The sequence below is a fragment of the Caballeronia sp. 11_S32 genome (assembly GCF_056930355.1).
The window spans coordinates 415,588-435,399 of the sequence record NZ_JBXOWH010000003.1 but is presented as its reverse complement, the minus strand read 5'-3'; the positions used below and the strand labels follow the sequence as shown (position 1 = coordinate 435,399).

Below are 19,812 nucleotides of genomic sequence, written 5' to 3'. Positions count from 1 at the left end.
GCCAGACGCTCGGCGCGGATCGCGCTTCGTCATCCTTTTGTAATGCGTCCGGCGCGCTCAAACGCCGCAGATTTCGCCTTTCCCGGCGATTTCTCTCGCCGCCTTCGCCCCTTCTACCCGCAACAACTCGGGCAATGAAACGCCGTTCTTCGCCGCCGTCACTTCGGCGAGAATCGACACGGCAATCTCCGGCGGCGTCCTGCTGCCGATATAGATGCCCACCGGCCCATGCAGCCGCGCGAGCTCGGCCTCGTTCAGATCGAATTCCTTCAGGCGCTCGCGACGCGCCGCGTTATTGCGCCGCGAACCGAGCGCGCCGACATAGAACGCCGGCGTCTTCAACGCTTCCATCAGCGCGAGATCGTCGAGCTTCGGATCGTGCGTGAGCGCGATCACCGCGCAGCGCTCGTCGAGCTTCATGTCCATGACGGTGTCGTCGGGCATGGTGCGCACGATCGTCGTGCCCGGCACATTCCACTCTTCCGTGTATTCCTCGCGCGGATCGCACACGGTCACCTGATAGTCGAGCCCGACCGCGATGCTGCACAGATACCGCGACAACTGCCCCGCGCCGATCACCAGCATCCGATAGCGCGGGCCGTGAATCGTGAGAAGCCGCTCGTCGTCGAAATGCACGCCGTCTGTCGCTTGCGCGGGTTCGAGGCGCGCTTCGCCCGTCGCCATGTCGAGCGTGCGCGCAACGAGCCGCCCGCTTTCCACGGCCGCGCACAGTTCCGCGATGCCGCTCGTCATCGTCAAAGGCTCCAGCACGAGCTGGATCGTGCCGCCGCACGGCAAGCCGAACCGATGCGCCTCTTCCGCGCTGATGCCGTACTTCACCGCTTCCGGCTTCGTCTGCTCGATGCCGCGCTGCCGCACGCGGTCGATGAGATCGTCCTCGATGCAACCGCCCGACACCGAGCCGGCGACGTGGCCATCGTCGCGCACGGCGAGCATCGCGCCCTCCGGCCTCGGCGACGAGCCCCACGTCTTCACCACCGTCACGAGCAATACGCGATGCCCTTGTTCGAGCCATCGCGCGCTGTTCTTCAGGACTTCGAGATCCACGCTGTCCATGATTTCTTTCCTTTCTGCTGCCCTTCGCCGCCGTTATCGCCGCCGTTATCGCCGCCGTTATTGCTTTCGTCGCCGGCGGCTGCATCCTGTGATTCCTGCCCGCCCTGAAGCTGGGCGCTGAATCGCTTGAAGAATTCTCCCGCAATCTTGCGCGCCGCGCCGTCGACGAGCCGCGAGCCGATCTGCGCCAGCTTGCCGCCCACCTGCGCGTTCGCACTGTAAATGAGCTTCGTCGTCTCGGCTTCGTCGCCGGGCTCGAGGTTCACCGTCGCGGTGCCCTTGCTGAAACCGGCCGCGCCGCCCTGCCCTTCGAACACGATCGTGTAAGTGTGCGGCGCGTCGATATTCGTGAGTTCCATTCTTCCCTTGAAGCGCGCCTTCACCGGGCCGACCGCCGCCGTCATCGCGACGTTGTAGGCATTCTCGCCGTCGGCGTCGATGCTATCGCATCCGGGGATGCAGACTTTCAGAATCGATGTGTCGTTGAGCGCTTCCCACGCGCGCTCCTGCGGCACCGGCAGCGTGTGTGTTTCGGTCAGTTCCATCGCGTGCCTCCAATGGGCGTGTGTTTCGACAAAGCGGCGAGTTCGCGTCCGACAGCGCCGAGGCTGTCGAGGTTATGCGCCGCGAGCATTGCATCGACGTGCGGCAAGATCGCGCGCACGCCACGCGCGCGCGGTGTGAAATCAGCGAAGCGCAACAGCGGATTGAGCCACACCAGCCGATGCGCGAAGCGCCTGAGCCTTTGCATCTCGGCATCGAGCACGTCGATGGCTTCGTGGTCCAGGCCATCGGTGACGAGCAGCACCGTCGCACGTCCTGCAAGCACGCGGCGCGCCCAGCGTCGATTGAACTCCGCGAGCGCGGCGCCGATGCGCGTGCCGCCCGACCAGTCGGCGACGTATGCCCCAAGCGACGCGATGGCGACATCGGGATCGCGTTCGCGCAATGCGCGCGTCGCGTTCGTGAGACGCGTGCCGAAGAGAAACACCTGCAAGCGCTCGCGCGACTGCAACAGCGCGTGGCAGAAATAGAGCACGGCGCGCGAGTACGCGCTCATCGAGCCGGAAATATCGAGCAGCAAGACGAGCGGCGGCCTGCGCTCCACCGCCGCGCGATATTTCCACACGGTCCAGTCTCCGCCCGAACGCACGGCATGACGCGCGCTCGCTTTCAGATCGGCGTGCGTGCCGCGCGATGCCGCCTTCAGCCTGCGCGTCGGCTCGGTCGCGAGCGGCAGCCGATGCGCGCGAATCTGATGCCGCAGCGTGCGCCATTCGTCGGCGGTGAGCGTGTCGAAGTCGCGATGGCTCAGCCGTTCCTGCGAACTGAACGTGATGCGCGCATGCGCTTCCTCGGGCTTCGATTCCGGCGCCGGCGCCTTCGATGAAGCCGCGGCGCGCGTCGCCAATGCATCGGCGAGGCGGTTGTTGCGCTTCGGCGGCGGCATTCCGCTCTTCACCTTCGGCAGAAGCAGCGCGCGCAGCTTGCCTTCCCAATCGGGATCGCGCCAGAAGAGATCGAACGCGGCGTCGAAGATCTCGCGCTCGTCGCTCGCGTGGACGAGCAGGCATGCGAGCGTCGCGCGCACATCGTCGCGGCGGTTCAGATCGATGAAGCGCAGCGCGTCGAGCGCATCGACCGCATGCGCCGGCGACATGCCGAGGCCCGCGCCTCGCAAGAGCCGGACGAAATGCACGACGTTGCGCGCGAACGGTTCCATCGTCATTGCTTGGCGGAGAGGCATTGTGCGAGCGTGGCGGCGTCCATGCGCGCGAGATCGTCCTGATACTTGAGCAGCACGCCGAGCGTGTCCTGCACCGATTGCGGATCGAGCTCCGACACCGACAACGCCGCGAGCGCGCGGCACCAGTCTATGGTTTCCGCGACGCCCGGCGCCTTGAACAGATCCAGCGTGCGCAGTTCATGCACGAACGCGACGGCGCGCTTTTGCAACGCCTGCCCCGCTTCCGGCGCGCGCGCCGCGACGATCGCGAGCTCGACATCGCGCTCGGGATAGCCGATCCACTGGTAAAGACAGCGGCGCTTCAATGCGTCGTGCACTTCGCGCGTGCGGTTCGATGTCATCACGACGAGCGGCGGCTGCGCGGCGCGCACCGTGCCGTACTCGGGAATCGACACCTGAAAATCCGACAGCAGTTCGAGCAGGAACGCTTCGAACGGCTCATCGGCGCGATCGATTTCGTCGATCAGCAACACGCGGCGCGCGTCAGGATTCACGGGATCGGGCAGCAGCGCCTGAAGCAGCGGACGCTTCAGCAGAAACTCGCCGCGATACAGCGAATCGTTCGACGGCGTTTCGCCCGATGCCTCCGCGAGCCGCAGCGCCATGATCTGCCGCGGATAGTCCCACTCGTACAGCGCGCTCGCCGTGTCGAGTCCTTCGTAGCATTGCAGGCGCAGCAGCGTGGTGCCGCACAAGCCCGCCGCCGCCTTCGCGAGCTCCGTCTTGCCGACGCCCGGCTCGCCTTCGAGAAACAGCGGCCGCTGCATCCTGAGCGCGAGAAAGAGCGCCGTCGCGAGCTCGCGGTTCGCGAAGTACTGATGCTCGCGCAGGCGCGCGAGCGTCTCGTCGATGGAAGCGGGCTCGCCGTGCATCACGCCGGGAACGACAGCGCGCGCTCGATCGCGCGGCCCGCGAGCACCGGAATCAGATGCGCGCGGTATTCGGCGCTCGCGTGCATGTCGTTGTTCAGCTCGTCGGGCAGAATCTTCACGCTGCGCGCCGATGCCACCGAAAAGTCCTTCGACAACGCCGCTTCCAGTTCGGCCGGACGAAACACCGAAGACGCCGCGCCCGTCACGCCGACGCGCACGCCATCCTTGAACTTCGCGACGAACACGCCGACGAGCGCGAAGTGCGAAGCCGGATTGCGAAACTTCTCGTAGCCCGCGCGCTCGGCGAGCGGAAACTCGACGGCGGTGATCAGCTCATCGGGTTCGAGCGCGGTCTGATACATGTCGATGAAGAAATCGTCCGCCGCGATGCGCCTTCTGTCCGTCACGACCGTCGCGTTCAGCGCGAGCACGGCGGACGGATAGCACGCGGCGGGATCGTCGTTGGCGAGCGAGCCGCCAATCGTGCCGCGCTCGCGCACCTGCATGTCGCCGATGCGGCCCGCGAGATCCGCGAGTCCTGGCAGCGCCTTCTTCACATCGGCGTTCGATGCGACCTGCGCATGGCACACCGCCCCGCCTATGGTGAGCTTGTCGCCATCGAGCGTGATGTTCTTCATCGATGCGACGCGCGTCACGTCGATCAGCACCGATGGCTGCGCGAGCCGCAGGCGCATCGTCGGCAAGAGGCTCTGGCCGCCCGCGAGAAATTTGGCGTCGTCGTTGCCGGACAGCGCGGCGACGGCCGCCTTCGCTTCGCCCAGGCGTTGATAGTCGAATGAGTACATATCGGTCTCCGGGGCTCAGGCGTGTTGGGCGTTATGCATCGCGGTCCAGACCCGATGCGGCGTCGCGGGCATCTGCAAGTCCTTCACGCCGAGGGAGCTCAGCGCATCGAGAATCGCGTTGATGACGGCCGGCGGCGAGCCGATCGCGCCTGCTTCGCCGCAGCCCTTCACGCCGAGCGGATTGTGCGTGCACGGCGTGCCCTTCGCGGTCTCGACGTTGAAGCTCGGCAGGTCGATCGCATGCGGCATCGCGTAGTCCATGTACGAGCCGGAAAGCAGCTGGCCGGTGCTGTCGTCGTAGACGCAGCGTTCGAGCATCGCCTGGCCGATGCCCTGCCCGAGCCCGCCATGCACCTGCCCTTCAACGATCATCGGATTGATCACGTTGCCGAAGTCATCGACGGCGGTGAACTTCTGGATGCGCGTCTCGCCCGTGTCCTGATCGACTTCGACTTCGCACACATACGCGCCCGACGGATACGTGAAGTTGGTCGGATCGTAGAACGCGTTTTCGTTGAGGCCCGGCTCCATCTGATCGAGCGGGAAGTTGTGCGGGACATATGCGGCGAGCGAGACATCGACGAAGGTTTTCGTGCGGTCCGTGCCCGCGACGCGGAACACGCCGTTCTTGAACTCGATATCTTCCACTGCCGCTTCGAGCAGATGCGCGGCGATCTTCTTCGCCTTCGCTTCCACTTTGTCGAGCGCTTTCATGATCGCCGAGCCGCCGACCGAAATCGAACGCGAGCCGTACGTGCCCATGCCGAACGGAATGCGGCCGGTATCGCCGTGAATGATCTCGACGTTCTCGATCGCGACGCCGAGCCGGTCCGCGACCACCTGCGCGAAGGTCGTCTCGTGACCTTGCCCGTGACTGTGCGAGCCGGTGAAGACCGTGACGGAGCCGGTCGGATGCACGCGCACTTCGCCCGCTTCGAACAAGCCGGCGCGCGCGCCCAGCGCCCCCGCGACATTCGACGGCGCGAGGCCGCACGCCTCGATGTAGCACGAGTAACCGATGCCGCGCAGCTTGCCGCTCTTCTTCGATTCGTCTCTGCGCGCGGCAAAGCCTTTGACATCCGCGAGTTCGAGCGCGCGATTCAGGATCGTGTCGTAATCGCCGACGTCGTATGTCAGGCCGACCGGCGTCGCGTACGGAAATTCGCGAATGAAGTTGCGCCGGCGCAATTCGACCGGATCGATGTTCATCTCGCGTGCCGCCGTCTCCACGAGACGTTCGACCACATACGTCGCTTCCGGGCGGCCCGCGCCGCGATACGCATCCACGGGCACCGTGTTCGTGAACACGGCTTTGACTTCCGCGTAGATCGCGGGCGTCGTGTACTGGCCGGCGAGCAGCGTCGCGTAGAGCACGGTCGGTATCGACGATGCGAACGTCGACAGATACGCGCCCATGTTCGCCGTCGTATGCACGCGCATGCCGATGAACTTGCCGTCTTTATCCAGCGCGAGTTCCGCCTTCGTGACGTGATCGCGGCCGTGCGCGTCGGAGAGGAACGCTTCGGAGCGCTCGGCCGTCCACTTGATCGGCCGCCCCACTTTCTTCGATGCCCAAGTCAGCGCGACATCTTCGGGATACAGGAAAATCTTCGAGCCGAAGCCGCCGCCCACGTCCGGCGCGATCACGCGCAGCTTCGATTCCGGCAGCGACAGCACGAACGCCGCCATCAGCAGACGCTCGACGTGCGGATTCTGATTCGCGACGTAGACCGTATAGCTTTCGTCGTGCTTCGAGTAGCTCGCGTTCACGGCGCGCGGCTCGATCGCGTTCGGCACCATGCGCTGGTTCACGATATCGAGCGTCGTCACATGCGCGGCCTGCGCGAACGCGGCATCGGTCTTGGCCTTGTCGCCGTGACCCCAGTTGAAGCAGACGTTGTTCGGCACGCTGTCGTGCACGAGCGGCTGGCCGGCATCGGCGGCGGTCGCGGTCGCGACCACGGGCGGCAGCTCGTCGTAATCGACCTCGATCAGCTCGAGCGCGTCCTTCGCTTCCTTGATCGATTCCGCGACGACCAGCGCGACCTGATCGCCCACATGCAGCACCTTGTCATGCGCGATGACGGGATGCGGCGGCTCGTGCATCGGCGAGCCGTCGATGCTGTGGATCAGCCAGCCGCACGGCAGGCCGCCGACGTTCTCGCCCGCCAGATCCTTGCCGGTAAAGATGCCGATCACGCCGGGCGACTTCATCGCCGCCTCGATATCCACACGCTTGATCTTCGCGTGCGCGTGCGGCGAACGCAGGAACACGCCATAGCTTTGCTGCGGCAGGACGACGTCGTCGGTGTACTGGCCCGCGCCCGTCAGGAAGCGATAGTCTTCCTTGCGCTTGACGCCAGCGCCGATCATTTTCTGTTGCTCAGGGGCATTCATCGCGGTCTCCTTTGTAGGCGCGATTCATCGTGTCGAGAGAAGGATTCGCGTGGCGTCAGGCGCCGGCTTTCATGGCCTGCGCGCCCTGGAGAACCGCTTTGACGATGTTGTGATAGCCCGTGCAGCGGCACAGGTTGCCGTCGAGCTGCTCGCGCACTTCTTCTTCGGAAAGATTCGGCGATTGCGCGGCGAGCGCGCTCGCGCTCATCACCATGCCCGGCGTGCAGAAGCCGCATTGCAAGCCGTGGCATTCCTTGAAGGCTGCCTGCATCGGATGAAGCTGGCCGTCTTTCGCCATGCCTTCGATCGTCGTCACGTCCATGCCGTCAGCCTGCACGGCGAGGATGTTGCACGACTTGATCGCGCGCCCGTCGAGATGAACGGTGCATGCGCCGCACTGCGCGGTATCGCAGCCGACGTGCGTACCGGTGAGCCTGAGTTGTTCGCGGAGAAACTGGACGAGCAGAAGATGCGGTTCGACGGTGGCGGTCACGGGTTTCCCGTTGATCGTCAGACTGATGCTGAGCGCCATTTCACTGTCTCCTTGCAAGGACGGACCAGCTTCACGCCGTTGCACCTGCCTACTGCCGCCGTGAGCGTTCAGCCGGAATGGGTGTTATGAGTATTTAGCGACGAGTAAAACACAAATCGGCGGGCGTCGCTATCCGCTCGAACGTCCGTCCCAAATTCACTAAGCCGGGGCTGCAAATGCAAAGCGCCGCCTCTCGGGCGGCGCTTTTGGACGGAACGACGACGGCGCTCAGTGCGTCACGGTTTCGCGCTTCTTCGCCTTGTCCGCCGATGCAACGGCACGCGGCGCTTCGAGAGGCGCGCGGCCGAGCACCGAATTGCGGCGCGAATACAAGAAGTAGATCACAAGCCCGATCACGAGCCACACCGCGAACGCGATCCACGTCATCGCCTGAAGATTGGCCATCAGGAAGAGACACGACGCGACCGCGAGAACCGGCACGACCGGCACGCCCGGGCAGCGGAACGCGCGCGGCAGATCCGGATGCGTGCGGCGCAGGATCAGCACGGCGATGGAGACCATCGAGAACGCGGCCAGCGTGCCGATGTTGATGAGCTCAGCGAGCACATTGAGCGGCACGAGCGCGCCGATCAATCCGAAGAAGATGCCGACGAGCCAGGTCGTGAAGAAGGGCGTCGCGAAACGCGGATGCACCTTCGAGAGCCGCGCGGGCAAGAGGCCGTCGCGCGACATCGCGTAGATGATGCGCGTCTGGCCGTAGCTCATCACGAGGATCACGGTGAGCATGCCGAGCACCGCGCCGAGATCGATGAAGCCCGCGACCCAGTTCTGTCCCGCAACCTGCAGCGCGAACGAAACCGGATGCGGATTGTTCGCGAACTGCGCCGACGGCACGATGCCCGTCACGACCGCCGCGACCGCCACGTACAGCACCGCGCACACCGCGAGCGACGAGATGATGCCGATCGGCAGATCGCGCTTCGGGTTCTTCACTTCCTCCGCCGCCGACGACACCGAATCGAAGCCGATGAACGCGAAGAACATCACGGCCGCCGCGCCGAACACGCCGGACCAGCCGTTCGGCATGAACGGCGTCCAGTTCGCCGGCTTGACGTGGAACACGCCGACCGCGATCACCAGCGCCACGACGGTCACCTTGATCGCGACCATGATGTTGTTCACGCGCGTCGATTCCTTGATGCCGACCGACAGCAGCGCGGTGATGGCCATCATCACCAGGAACGCGGGCAGGTTGAAGAAGGTGGCATGGCCGGGCAGGGCGCCGGGCGCGGCGGTGAGCGCGGTCGGCAGCGAGATGCCGAAGCCGGCCAGCAGCGATTGCAGATACCCCGACCATCCGACCGACACCGCGGACGTCGCGAGTCCGTATTCGAGCATCAGGTCCCAGCCGATGATCCACGCGGCGAGCTCGCCGAGCGTCGCGTACGAATAGGTGTAGATGGAGCCCGCGACGGGAATCGTCGACGAGAACTCGGCATAGGCGAGGGCGGCGAAGCAGCACGCGATCGCCGCGACGATGAACGAAACCATGAGCGCCGGGCCGGCCTGCACGGCGCCGGTTCCGGTCAGCACGAAAATCCCCGTGCCGATGATGGCCCCGATGCCGAGAAAGGTCAGATCGAGGGCGCCGAGCGTCTTCTTGAGCGACGTGCTGTGCGCGCCGGCCAGCATGTGCTCGATGTTTTTCTTACGGAACAACGACATTGCGATGAGTCTCCTTCTGGTGCGCGCGGGCACCCCTGCTGCGGGAAAACCCGGCATTTTATCGGAGACTCAGAGATTGCCCATGAATCAGGCACGCGGCGCACTATTGCGGCGAATTATTACTTTTCACCCGTTATTTATCTTGTACAAGATAAATATCTAGCCAGCGATTGCCGGGTTCATATCCACGAGACGGTTGCTCATTACATAGAACGTCAGCTCGGCGTTGTTCGCGAGCTTCATCTTCTCCAACAACCGCGCGCGATAAACACTCACGGTTTTAACTGAAAGAGATAAAGCATGGGCGATGTCCGTCAGGCGCTTGCCGGACGCCAGCATGCAAAGCGTCTGATATTCGCGATCCGAAAGCTTCTCGTGCGGCATGCGGTCGGTGTCGAGCGAGACGTAGGTCGCGAGCGCTTCGGCCATTTCGGGGCTCACGTACTTGCGGCCCGCGGCAACCTGCTGAATCGCGCCGATCATCAGCGCCGGGTCCGCCGTCTTCGACAGATAGCCCGACGCGCCCGCCTTCAGCGCGCGCACCGCGTATTGATCCTCGCGATACATCGAGAACATCAGGACGGGGAGGCGCGGGTTCTCGCGCTTGATGCGCTTCAGCAGATCGATGCCGTTGACGTCGGGCAGCGAGATATCGAGCATCGCGACGTCGAGCGAACTGCGCGCGGCCAGCGCGAGCGCCTGCATGCCGGTTTCGGCCTCCGATACGTCCGACGCGACGCCGCGTTCCAGCAGCAATTGCGCGACACCCCGGCGCACGATGGCGTGATCGTCGGCGAGCAGAATCTTGAGCATCGCGGGCGGCCTCAGGCGTTGACCACGCTGAGCGCGAAGAGTCCGGGACGCGCCGCCGTCCACGGCAGACGCGCGCGCACGCAGGTTCCGTCGGGCTTCGCGCCCGCGACGCGCAGACTGCCGCCGAGCGCTTCGCAGCGCGCGCGCATGCCGGACAAACCGAAACGCCCGCGCTTGCGGCGCGCCGCCGCGCTAATGCCAACGCCATCGTCTTCGACGGTCAGCATCACGCCGTGTCCGTCGAACGAGAGCGTCACGCTCGCACGCGTGGCGCGCGCATGACGCGCGACGTTGCCGAGCGCTTCCTGCATCACGCGAAAGATCGCGAGCGACATGTCGTGCGACAGACGGTCCAGCCGCGCATCGCCCGGACAGGCGAAATCGACGGCGATCGCCGTGCGCGCGCCGAAGCTCGCGATCCAGTCGGCGAGCGTGGCGGCGAGGTTGGCGTCGAACGTCGGCGTCTGCCATCCCTCGACGATCCGGTGGCTCGTCTCGCAGACATCGGCGAGCGCGGACCGCGCCTGATGCAGCGCATCGCCGAGCGCGGCGGGCGCGTCGGCGGCGAGCCAGTGCTCGGCGCGCGCGAGCGCGAGATTGGCGACGGTAAGCGCCGCGCCGGTTTCGTCGTGGAGATCCTGCGCGAGCGCCTGGCGCGCGCGCTCTTCAGCGGCGGCGAGCAGTGACGCGAGTTCCTGGACGCGGGCAGTGAGACGCTGGATTTGCCGATCGCCCTTGAGTTTGGCGTCGATCAGCGCGGAATAGGGGGAGGCAAACGACGCGCCGGAGCATTCCGGCGCCGGTGACGGAACCCCGCGCAGCGGGGCGCGGCGAACCGGGCTCTCATCGAGCGTGATCGTGGCCGACGGGTTCATTCACTGTCCTCGTTTTGAGCGCAACTGGAGCTACGTCCTCGGCGCACCCACGAGCGGCGTAACTGAATTTACACTCTGTAACATCGGTGACGGACCGCGCGGTCTCGTCACCGCCTCAACGTGGCTGAATCATATCTCAAAAATATTATAAATCGATGTCGGACAAGGCCGGAACGGACGAACTTCATGTTCTTTGCCAAGTTCGCTGCGCATAATTCGTAGGAAAAACACCTACTGGCGCTGCCCAATTTGTAACAAGGCCGCGCGCGTCGACGTATCGGCAAGGCGAAAAAAAACCGGAGCGCGCGGCTCCGGTCTTTGCGAACGCGACGACTTGCAGGCTCAGCCGACGAACGCCTTTTCCACGACATAGTGGCCAGGATGGTTGTTGCTGCCTTCCTGGAAGCCCATCGAGTCGAGCAGTTCGCGGGTGTCGCGCAGCATGTGCGGGCTGCCGCAGAGCATGACGCGGTCGTTTTCGATCGAGAACGGCTCGACCGACAAATCGGCGAACAGCTTCTTCGTCTCGATCAGATCGGTGATGCGGCCGCGGTTCGCGAATTCCTCGCGCGTGACGGTCGGGTAGTACACGAGTTTCTCGGAGACGATTTCGCCGAGGTGCTCGTGCGCCGGCAGGTGCTCCGTGATGAAGTCCTTGTACGCGAGCTCGTCGACGAAACGGCAGGTGTGCGTCAGCACGATCTTCTCGTAGCGGTCGTACACTTCCGGGTCCTTGATGATCGACATGAAAGGCGCGAGGCCCGTGCCGGTCGAGAGGAGCCACAGCGTCTTGCCGGGCAGCAGGTTGTCGGCGACGAGCGTGCCCGTCGGCTTCTTGCCGATCAGCACGGAATCGCCGACCTTCAAGTGCTGCAGGCGCGACGTGAGCGGGCCGTCCGGAACCTTGATGCTCAGGAATTCGAGATGCTCTTCGTAGTTCGCGCTCGCGAGGCTGTAGGCGCGCAGGAGCGGCTTGCCGTCGACTTCGAGGCCCACCATCGTGAACTGGCCGTTTTCGAAGCGGAACGAGGCGTCGCGCGTGCAGGTGAAACTGAAAAGCGTGTCGGTCCAGTGATGGACGCTCAGAACGGTTTGAGAATTAAGGTTGCTCATGGCTTCTTGAACTGTGCTCTAACTGTGCGAAAGCGGTGACGCTCTGACGCTCACGGCGGAACTGCGGCCGATGCCACGCCGGGCCGGCGCCGAAAAAACTGCGCGCTACGAGGGCGCTGTGCTGCGCGAACAGGACGATCGAACGAAGACGGCCGCCGATGTGATCGAAGAGCCGCGATTCGAAGGCAGCGTTTCACGCCGCGCCTTGCGTGAACTCCGCGCCGCAAAAAAGGCAGTCGCAAGACAACCCGGCGCAATCGAGTATTTTAACCCGATAGTCGTTTCGCGGTCCGCACGTCGAAACAGCGGCGAAGGCGCGCACGCCCGCCTCGTGGGCGAACGCGCGTGCGGAAGAAGTGCGTTCCCGGCGGGCTGCGATCGAAATCGCGAAACGAAAAGCCGCCGAGCCCGCATGATAGCAACGGATGCCGCGCTTATCCCGAAATACCCTTCTGGCGTAGGGCTCGCGCGCGTCAGATGCGCTGATCGGTGGACGGCTTTTCCCACAGATTGATGCCGCCTTCCTGCGCGTGCTGATCGATTTCCGCGAGTTCTTCCTTCGTGAAATCGAGGTTCTTCAGCGCGCCGACGTTCTCCGCGACCTGTTCCGCCCGGCTCGCGCCGATCAGCACCGAAGTCACGCGCCCGCCGCGCAACGCCCACGCGAGCGCCATCTGCGCGAGGCTCTGGCCGCGCTTCTGGGCGAGTTCGTTGAGCTTGCGCACGTGCGCGAGGTTCGCATCGCTCAGATGCTCCTGCTTGAGCGAGCCGCCGCCGGGTTTGTTCACGCGCGCGTCCTGCGGCACACCGTTCAGGTACTTGCTCGTCAGAAGGCCCTGCGCAAGCGGCGTGAACGCGATGCTGCCCGCGCCGACATCATCGAGCGTGTCGAGCAGGTCCGTCTCGATCCAGCGGTTCAGCATGTTGTACGACGGCTGATGGATCAGAAGCGGCACCTTGTGCTCGGCGAGCAGTTTTGCCATTTCGCGCGTCTTGGCCGCCGAATACGAGGAGATGCCCACGTACAGCGCCTTGCCCGAATGCACGGCTGTCGCGAGCGCGCCGGCGGTTTCCTCGAGCGGCGTGTCGGCGTCGAAACGATGCGAATAGAAAATGTCGACGTAATCCAGGCCCATGCGCTTCAGGCTCTGGTCGAGGCTCGCGAGCACGTACTTGCGCGAGCCGCCGCCCTGGCCGTACGGGCCGGGCCACATGTCCCAGCCGGCTTTCGACGAGATCAGCAATTCGTCGCGATAGGGCCGGAAATCGTCCTTGAAGATGCGGCCGAAATTCGTCTCGGCGCTGCCATACGGCGGGCCGTAATTGTTCGCCAGATCGAAATGAGTGATGCCGAGATCGAACGCGGTGCGCAGGATGTCGCGTTGCGTGGAGATCGGCGTGGTATCGCCGAAGTTGTGCCACAAACCCAGCGACAAGGCCGGTAGCTTCAAGCCGCTCTTGCCGCAGGTGCGGTATTGCATCTGCGTGTATCGCTCGGACGCTGCTTCGTAAGCCATGACGGATTTCCTCTGGGGATTGCGAATTGAACAAACTGCGGGAGTGACTATGGCAGGCGAGACGGCGTGCATGGGCACGCTGCCTGCCGAGGGCGTCAATGGTAGCCAATCGGGGCGAAGCGCGCATAGCCCGCACAGTCCGCGCGGCACGCACCCCGTCCCGATATCCAGAATCGACCGAACGGCCGTAAGGGGAACGAACGAGCGCGAACGCGGACCAATGCAGATTTCGCACGAAGGAATCTGAATGATGGACCCGATCGACAAACTCCGACCCGCCTACGACTCTTTCGCCGCCATCGCCGTGACGTATGGCATCGACCTCCTGCTGGCGATTCTGATTCTCGCGGTCGGCTGGTGGATCTCGAACGCCGTCGCGAACGCGCTGCGCCGCACGCTCAGCCGCACCAACGTCGACGCGACGCTCACGCCGGTGCTCGCCAGCCTCGCGATGTGGGCGATCCGCGTCGTCGCGATCGTGGCGGCGCTCGGCAAATTCGGCATCGCCGCGGCCAGCATCCTGACCGTGCTCGGCGCCGCAGGCCTCGCCATCGGACTGGCGCTGCAGGGCACGCTTCAGAACATCGCCGCCGGCCTGATGCTGCTGCTGTTGCGGCCGTTTCGCGTGGGCGATTACATCGAAGGGGTCGGCACGACGGCCGGCACCGTGAACGAGATCGGACTGTTCACGACGCGCCTCACGAAGGTCGACGGCATCATCATGTACGTGCCGAACAGTTTGATCTGGGCGAACGCCATCACCAATTACAGCGCGAACGAGCGCCGGAAAGTGGTCATCAATTTTCAGGCGCAGCACGGGCTTCAGGTCGAACACGTGCTCGCGGAGTTGCGCAGGCTGACGAGCGAAGATCCGCGCATCGTGCAGGACGGGCCGTCCGCGCCGTGGGTCGCGGTGACCGATTACACCGACACCGGCGTCAAGTTCAACCTCGGCGCATGGGTGAGCAGAAGCGATCATCAGAACGTGCAGGCCGATCTGCTGCGCAAGATTCAGCCGTTCACGCGCGAAGCGCAGGCCGCCTGACTGGACGCGCTCGCGCAGACCGACTATCCTGACGCGCCTTTTCGAGACGAGAACACGATATGACCCGAGCGATTTCCGTTGCGCTGCTTATCGGCGGCGTCGTGCTGCTGTATTTCGGCGGCCAGTCGTTCCATTCGCTCTCCAACGACGTCTCGCGCTTCTTCACCGGCTCGCCCACGAACAAGACCATCTGGCTGATCGCGGGCGGGATCGTCGCTTCGCTCGCGGGGCTGATCGGCCTCGCGATGCCCTCCAAGCGCTGAGCGTCAGACGAGCGGCACTTCCGGCTTCGACGCCGAGCGCGTGCCGGGCAGCGCCACGTTACTCGCGCCGCGATACGTGAAGACGAGCGAGAACTTCACCTGATCGGTGAGATTCTTGCCCGCCGAATGCAGCGTGTTGCAGTGGAAGAAAACGACATCGCCCGGTTCCAGTTCGGGCGACACCGCCGTGCGGATCAGCGCGGCGTTTTCGGGCAGATCGGAGCGGAAGAATTTCGCGTCGTCGAAGCGGTCCGACGTGAACGGCAGCTTGTGCGAGGTCGGCACGAACCACAGCGCGCCGTTATCGATGGTCTCATTGCCGAGCGCGACCCACGCCGAAACGAGGTCGTCACGCTCGAACGCCCAGTAGCGCACATCGCGATGCCAGCCTGTCAGGCTGCCGTACGCCGGGTGCTTCGTCATCATGCAGTTGTGATGCGCCCGCGATAGATATGGCGTTTCGCCGAAATACAGCTCCATCCAGCCGCGCACTTCGGGCGAGGTCGCGAACTCCGCGAAGAGCCGATGCCGCACGTAGGCATCGAGCAGGCGGCGCACGGTGTGCCCGCCGGGCGCGTCCTTCGAATCCGGCGCGCCGGGATATTTCAGGTCTGCCTCGAACTCCACGGGCGCGGCGGCTTCGGCCAACTGCTGGCGCGCCACTTCGCGCATGGCATCGCATCGTTCTTTCGATACGAGCCCTTTGACGATCACGTAGCCCTTTTCGCGCAGCTCGTGCACCTGTTCTTTTTTCGATTTCAGCAAGTTTTGATCAGACATTTCAGTTCTTGCATCCAGCGGCTTTCGATTCGATACATGCCGTCGACGCTATATCCGGAATTGGGGCGAATACGGCGATTGTAAATCCCGCCGCGCCGGAAGGCCCGCGCCGCATAGCATCGCGTGGTTTTTATCAGCAGCCGCTTCATAAATCGGCAGGGAAAACGCGTACTTACCCGGGTAATAAAGGTCCTGTACATTGATTCGCATCAATTCGGTGCAACTTGCCGAATGAAGTTGAATCGAATTCTTGATCGCTATTTTTGAGACGACTATCGTCGAGTCTGCTTCCACGCAATCGACCTCCCCCGCTGACATGAACCACCGAATCGCTATCGGCCTTACGCGCGTCGCCTCGCGCGCGGCGCGTCCTGCCCGGCGCGGCATGATCCGCGCGTTGCGCCATCACTCCACCCGCACGCAGTTGCTCACCGAGCAGTTGAAGAACGTGCATCCGGTCGACGGCATCCGGTCGTGGTTCCGCGGTTTCTTCTTCAATCTGCGCGTGCGTGCGGCATCGCGCCGCGTGTCGCTGCGCGCCCTGTTGCGCCGTCCGGTGCAGTTGCGCGCCCCCGCGCCGAAGCCGAAAGCCGCCGCGCACACGAGCCGTCGTCCGCGCCGCCTGTCGGCGAGCAGCGCGGGCTGGTACGCGTTCGCCGCGCGCTGAGCGGCTAGTCGCGTTTCGTCTCGTCGCGCGTCGGATAGTCCGTGTAGCCCTTTTCGCCGCCGCCGTAGAACGTCGCCTCATCAGGCTCGTTGAGCGGCGCGTCCTCCCTGAAGCGTTCGACCAGATCCGGATTTGCGATATACGCGCGTCCGAACGCCACGGCATCGGCGTCGCCGCGCTCGATGCGCGCATTCGCCTCCTCCGCCGTGTACTCGCCGCAGACGATGATCGCGCCGTGGTAAGCCTCGCGCAGCGCGCGGCGATAGCCATCGGAAAGCGGCGCGCCGCCCGCCCAGTCTCCCTCGGCCACATGCAGATACGCGATCCCGATGCGCTTCAGCTCTCGCGCCAGATGGAGCGATGACGCCTCGCCTTCGTCGTCCTGCAAATCGAATCCCGTGAAGTTCGGCGAAATGCGGATGCCGACTCGGTTCGCGCCCATCACGCCCGCCACCGCCTCCAGCACATCGACGGCGAGCCGCACGCGGTTCCCGATGCCGCCGCCGTGATCGTCCGTGCGGTGGTTCGTGCCCGTCGCCATGAATTGGTGCAGCAGGTAGCCGTTGGCCGCGTGCACTTCGATCATGTCGAAGCCGGCACGCATCGCGCGATGCGCGGCATCGACGAACTGCAACACGATGCCCGGCAGCTCGCTGGTTTCGAGCGCGCGGGGATCGTCGGCGTCGATCATCGCGAATGAGCCGTCATCGTGCTTCACGAACACCTGCGTGCCGCGCGCGCGGATCGCGGAAGGCGCGACGGGTGGCGCACCGCCTTCCTGAAGCAACCGGTGCGACACGCGCCCGACATGCCACAACTGCGCCGCGATGCGCCCATGCCGCGCGTGAACCGCGCCCACGACGGCCTTCCATCCAGCTTCCTGCGCATCCGAATAGATGCCCGGCGTCGCGAAGTAGCCCTGACCTTGCCGCGAGACCTGCGTCGCCTCGGTGACGATGAGCCCCGCGCTCGCGCGTTGCGCGTAGTAGTGCGCGTTCATTTCGGACGGCACATCACCGGGCTGCGACGCCCGGTTGCGCGTGAGCGGCGCCATCACGACGCGATTCGGCATGGCGAGATTGCCGATCGTGACTGGAGAAAGAAGCATGTCGTACGGCATGGCGGTTCGACCGGCGGAGGTGGTATCGCCCGACGATCACGCAAAAATCGCGCCGCGCGCGCGCATAAAAAAACCGGCAAGCGCGATGCTTGCCGGTTCTTGATTTCTGATTCCCGCCCGTTCAGCCGATGCCGTTACGCCACGCTGGCGACCGGTTCCGTGCCGGCCGCCTCGGCGAGCACGAGGGCCTTGTCCGTGGCTTCCCACGAGAACTCCGGCTCTTCGCGGCCGAAGTGGCCGTACGCCGCGGTCTTTTCGTAGATCGGGCGCAGCAGGTCGAGCATCTGGATGATGCCCTTCGGACGCAGATCGAAGTGCTCGAGCACGAGCTTCGTGATTTCGGCATCCGACACGCGGCCCGTGCCGAACGTGTTGACCATCACGGAAGTCGGGCGCGCGACGCCGATCGCGTACGAGACCTGAATCAGCGCGCGCGATGCCAGGCCCGCCGCGACGATGTTCTTCGCGACATAACGGCCGGCATACGCCGCCGAGCGGTCGACCTTCGACGGGTCCTTGCCCGAGAACGCGCCGCCGCCGTGCGGAGCCGCGCCGCCGTATGTATCGACGATGATCTTGCGGCCCGTCAGACCGCAGTCGCCCTGCGGACCGCCGATGACGAAACGGCCCGTCGGGTTCACCAGGAACTTGATGTCGCCCTTGATGAGATCCTTCGGCAGCGTCGGCTTGATGACTTCTTCGATCACCGCTTCGCGCAGTTGCGGCAGGTCGATGTCCGGCGCGTGCTGCGTCGAGAGCACGACCGTGTCGATGGAGTGCGCCTTGCCGTCGACATAGCGCACGGTGACCTGCGACTTCGCGTCCGGGCGCAGCCAGGGCAGGCGGCCGTCACGGCGCAGGTTCGCCTGACGCTCGACGAGACGGTGCGAGAGGTGGATCGGCAGCGGCATGAGTTCGGGCGTTTCGTCGCACGCGTAGCCGAACATCAGGCCCTGGTCGCCGGCGCCTTGATCGAGGTTGTCGTCATGCGCCTTGTTCACGCCTTGCGCGATATCCGGCGATTGCTTGTCGTAAGCGACGAGCACCGCGCAGCCGCGATAGTCGATGCCGAAGTCGGTGTTGTCATAGCCGATGCGCTTGATGGTGTCGCGCGCGACCTGGATGTAATCGACGTTGGCGGTGGTCGTGATTTCGCCCGCGAGGACGACGAGACCGGTGTTGCAGAGCGTTTCCGCAGCGACGCGCGAATACTTGTCCTGCGACAGGATGGCGTCGAGGATGGCGTCGGAGACTTGATCGGCGACCTTGTCCGGGTGGCCTTCGGAAACGGATTCGGAAGTAAAGAGGTAATCGTTTGACACGCTTCAGACTCCAGTTGGTTACGGTTGTTATTCACGTAGCCGACTTCTTTGGAGTCTGAAGCGGCGACGCTTTAGCGGATATCTATTTCCAGACCGGCGCCTTCGGTACCACCTGAAGACTCCGGCTGCTTCGCCCCGCAAGTTGTCCATTAACTCGGCGAAGGTTCTATTATACCGTTTTCCCTTGTTTTCACAGAATTGACCCTTTTGGCTTCCCCAGTCCAGCTCTGTTCACCCGCACGCCGGAGCCGCTCATGCTAGGGCGCGTCGGTATCGCGCTCGCCATCGGCTTTCTCAAGTTTCTGGCGCTCATTCCTTACGGCATCACCGCCCGTTTCGGTGACGGCCTCGGCTGGCTCCTCTATCAGATTCCGAGCCGCCGCAAGCGCATCGTCCATACGAACCTGAAGCTGTGCTTCCCCGAGTGGTCCGACGAGAAACGCGAGGACATCGCGCAGAAGCACTTCCGCCACGCGATCCGCAGCTATGTCGAGCGCAGCGTGCAATGGTTCGGCTCGGCGAAGAAGCTGGAGAAGCTGATCCAGGTGGACAGCGCTATCGATCTCACCGATCCCGATATGCCGCCCTCGCTCATGCTCGGGTTTCATTTCGTCGGCATCGAGGCGGGCTCGATTTTCCTCAACTACGCGTCGCAACGGCGGTGCGGGTCGCTGTATCAACCGTTTTCGAACCCGCAGATCGAAGCGCTCGCGAAAAAGCAGCGCGCCCGCTTCGGCGCCGATATGGCGAGCCGCGCCGACAGCGCGCGCGTCGTGTTGCGCTGGCTGCGCGAGCGCAAACCCGTGATGCTCGGCGCGGACATGGATTACGGCATGCGCAATTCCACGTTCGTGCCGTTCTTCGGCATTCCGACGTGCACGCTGACGGCCGTGGGCCGGCTTGCCAAGACGGGCAAGGCGCAGGTCGTGCCGTTCATCGGCGAAGTGCTGCCGGACTACAAGGGTTATCGGCTCAAGATCTTCGAGCCGTGGGACAACTATCCGACCGGCGACGACGAAGCCGACGCGCGCCGCATGAACGCGTTCCTCGAAGAGCAGATTCCGCGCATGCCTGAGCAATATTATTGGGTGCACAAGCGCTTCAAGACGCGGCCGCCGGGCGAGCCGGGTTTTTATTGAAGCATGAGCGGCGCGAAAAACGCCGCGGCGCGGGTCACATA

Annotated in this window: 19 protein-coding genes; 4 read left to right on the top strand and 15 right to left on the bottom strand. The window is 64.3% G+C overall.

Annotated elements, in window-relative coordinates:
• Positions 1-57 precede the first annotated feature (57 nt).
• From AC1Z32_RS13590 to mgrA, 12 genes are all read right to left on the bottom strand, one after another.
• Positions 58-1,077 carry an XdhC family protein gene (locus tag AC1Z32_RS13590; protein ID WP_483479155.1) on the bottom strand — a complete coding sequence of 340 codons (1,020 nt, stop codon included), beginning with the start codon at positions 1,075-1,077 and terminating at the stop codon, positions 58-60.
• Positions 1,050-1,622: an SRPBCC family protein gene (locus AC1Z32_RS13585; protein ID WP_483479154.1), complete on the bottom strand. Its 573-nt coding sequence runs from the start codon at positions 1,620-1,622 to the stop codon at positions 1,050-1,052. The genes AC1Z32_RS13590 and AC1Z32_RS13585 overlap by 28 nt, the downstream gene beginning before the upstream one ends.
• Entirely contained in the window at positions 1,613-2,824 is a 1,212-nt protein-coding gene (locus AC1Z32_RS13580; RefSeq protein ID WP_483479153.1) for a vWA domain-containing protein, read from the bottom strand. Before AC1Z32_RS13580 ends, AC1Z32_RS13585 begins: the two co-directional genes overlap by 10 nt.
• The gene (locus AC1Z32_RS13575) at positions 2,803-3,696 is read right to left on the bottom strand and encodes an AAA family ATPase (protein WP_483481624.1); all 894 of its coding nucleotides are present in this window, start codon (positions 3,694-3,696) and stop codon (positions 2,803-2,805) included. Before AC1Z32_RS13575 ends, AC1Z32_RS13580 begins: the two co-directional genes overlap by 22 nt.
• The gene (locus AC1Z32_RS13570; protein ID WP_483479152.1) at positions 3,696-4,502 is read right to left on the bottom strand and encodes an FAD binding domain-containing protein; all 807 of its coding nucleotides are present in this window, start codon (positions 4,500-4,502) and stop codon (positions 3,696-3,698) included. The genes AC1Z32_RS13575 and AC1Z32_RS13570 overlap by 1 nt, the downstream gene beginning before the upstream one ends.
• 15 nt (positions 4,503-4,517) lie before the next feature.
• Complete coding sequence (locus AC1Z32_RS13565) at positions 4,518-6,899, bottom strand: xanthine dehydrogenase family protein molybdopterin-binding subunit (RefSeq protein ID WP_483479151.1); 2,382 nt, start codon at positions 6,897-6,899, stop codon at positions 4,518-4,520.
• 55 nt (positions 6,900-6,954) lie between these two features.
• Entirely contained in the window at positions 6,955-7,431 is a 477-nt protein-coding gene (locus AC1Z32_RS13560) for a (2Fe-2S)-binding protein (RefSeq protein WP_483479150.1), read from the bottom strand.
• 228 nt (positions 7,432-7,659) lie between these two features.
• A complete protein-coding gene (gene bcaP / locus AC1Z32_RS13555; protein ID WP_483479149.1) occupies positions 7,660-9,117 on the bottom strand; it encodes a branched-chain amino acid transporter BcaP in 1,458 nt (485 codons plus the stop codon).
• A 159-nt stretch (positions 9,118-9,276) separates the two neighbouring features.
• Positions 9,277-9,930: a response regulator transcription factor RqpR gene (gene rqpR, locus AC1Z32_RS13550; protein ID WP_483479148.1), complete on the bottom strand. Its 654-nt coding sequence runs from the start codon at positions 9,928-9,930 to the stop codon at positions 9,277-9,279.
• Between the two features lie 11 nt (positions 9,931-9,941).
• Entirely contained in the window at positions 9,942-10,805 is an 864-nt protein-coding gene (locus tag AC1Z32_RS13545; protein WP_483479147.1) for a sensor histidine kinase, read from the bottom strand.
• A 342-nt stretch (positions 10,806-11,147) separates the two neighbouring features.
• The gene (locus tag AC1Z32_RS13540) at positions 11,148-11,918 is read right to left on the bottom strand and encodes a ferredoxin--NADP reductase (RefSeq protein ID WP_062601536.1); all 771 of its coding nucleotides are present in this window, start codon (positions 11,916-11,918) and stop codon (positions 11,148-11,150) included.
• A 473-nt stretch (positions 11,919-12,391) separates the two neighbouring features.
• On the bottom strand, positions 12,392-13,435 hold the full coding sequence (mgrA, locus tag AC1Z32_RS13535) for an L-glyceraldehyde 3-phosphate reductase (protein WP_483479146.1): 1,044 nt from the start codon (positions 13,433-13,435) through the stop codon (positions 12,392-12,394).
• Between the two features lie 247 nt (positions 13,436-13,682).
• Here mgrA and AC1Z32_RS13530 point away from each other — a divergent pair, with 247 nt between their 5' ends.
• Together AC1Z32_RS13530 and AC1Z32_RS13525 are read left to right on the top strand one after the other, a co-directional pair.
• Positions 13,683-14,480, top strand: coding sequence for a mechanosensitive ion channel family protein (locus AC1Z32_RS13530; RefSeq protein WP_483479145.1), 798 nt, complete (start codon positions 13,683-13,685; stop codon positions 14,478-14,480).
• Between the two features lie 59 nt (positions 14,481-14,539).
• Positions 14,540-14,743, top strand: a complete 204-nt coding sequence (locus AC1Z32_RS13525) for a DUF3185 family protein (RefSeq protein WP_483479144.1) — start codon at positions 14,540-14,542, stop codon at positions 14,741-14,743.
• Between the two features lie 3 nt (positions 14,744-14,746).
• Here AC1Z32_RS13525 and AC1Z32_RS13520 read toward each other — a convergent pair whose 3' ends face one another.
• A complete protein-coding gene (locus tag AC1Z32_RS13520) occupies positions 14,747-15,523 on the bottom strand; it encodes a phytanoyl-CoA dioxygenase family protein (protein WP_483479143.1) in 777 nt (258 codons plus the stop codon).
• Between the two features lie 316 nt (positions 15,524-15,839).
• On the opposite strand from AC1Z32_RS13520, the gene AC1Z32_RS13515 reads away from it, so the two are divergent.
• Positions 15,840-16,190: a hypothetical protein gene (locus AC1Z32_RS13515; protein WP_483479142.1), complete on the top strand. Its 351-nt coding sequence runs from the start codon at positions 15,840-15,842 to the stop codon at positions 16,188-16,190.
• Positions 16,191-16,194: 4 nt separating this feature from the next.
• Here the strand turns inward: AC1Z32_RS13515 and AC1Z32_RS13510 are convergent, their stop codons facing one another.
• On the bottom strand, positions 16,195-17,310 hold the full coding sequence (locus AC1Z32_RS13510) for an alkene reductase (protein WP_483479141.1): 1,116 nt from the start codon (positions 17,308-17,310) through the stop codon (positions 16,195-16,197).
• A 134-nt stretch (positions 17,311-17,444) separates the two neighbouring features.
• Positions 17,445-18,632, bottom strand: a complete 1,188-nt coding sequence (metK, locus tag AC1Z32_RS13505; RefSeq protein WP_062601542.1) for a methionine adenosyltransferase — start codon at positions 18,630-18,632, stop codon at positions 17,445-17,447.
• A 254-nt stretch (positions 18,633-18,886) separates the two neighbouring features.
• On the opposite strand from metK, the gene AC1Z32_RS13500 reads away from it, so the two are divergent.
• On the top strand, positions 18,887-19,771 hold the full coding sequence (locus tag AC1Z32_RS13500) for a lipid A biosynthesis lauroyl acyltransferase (RefSeq protein WP_483479140.1): 885 nt from the start codon (positions 18,887-18,889) through the stop codon (positions 19,769-19,771).
• The last annotated feature ends 41 nt before the right edge of the window (positions 19,772-19,812 follow it).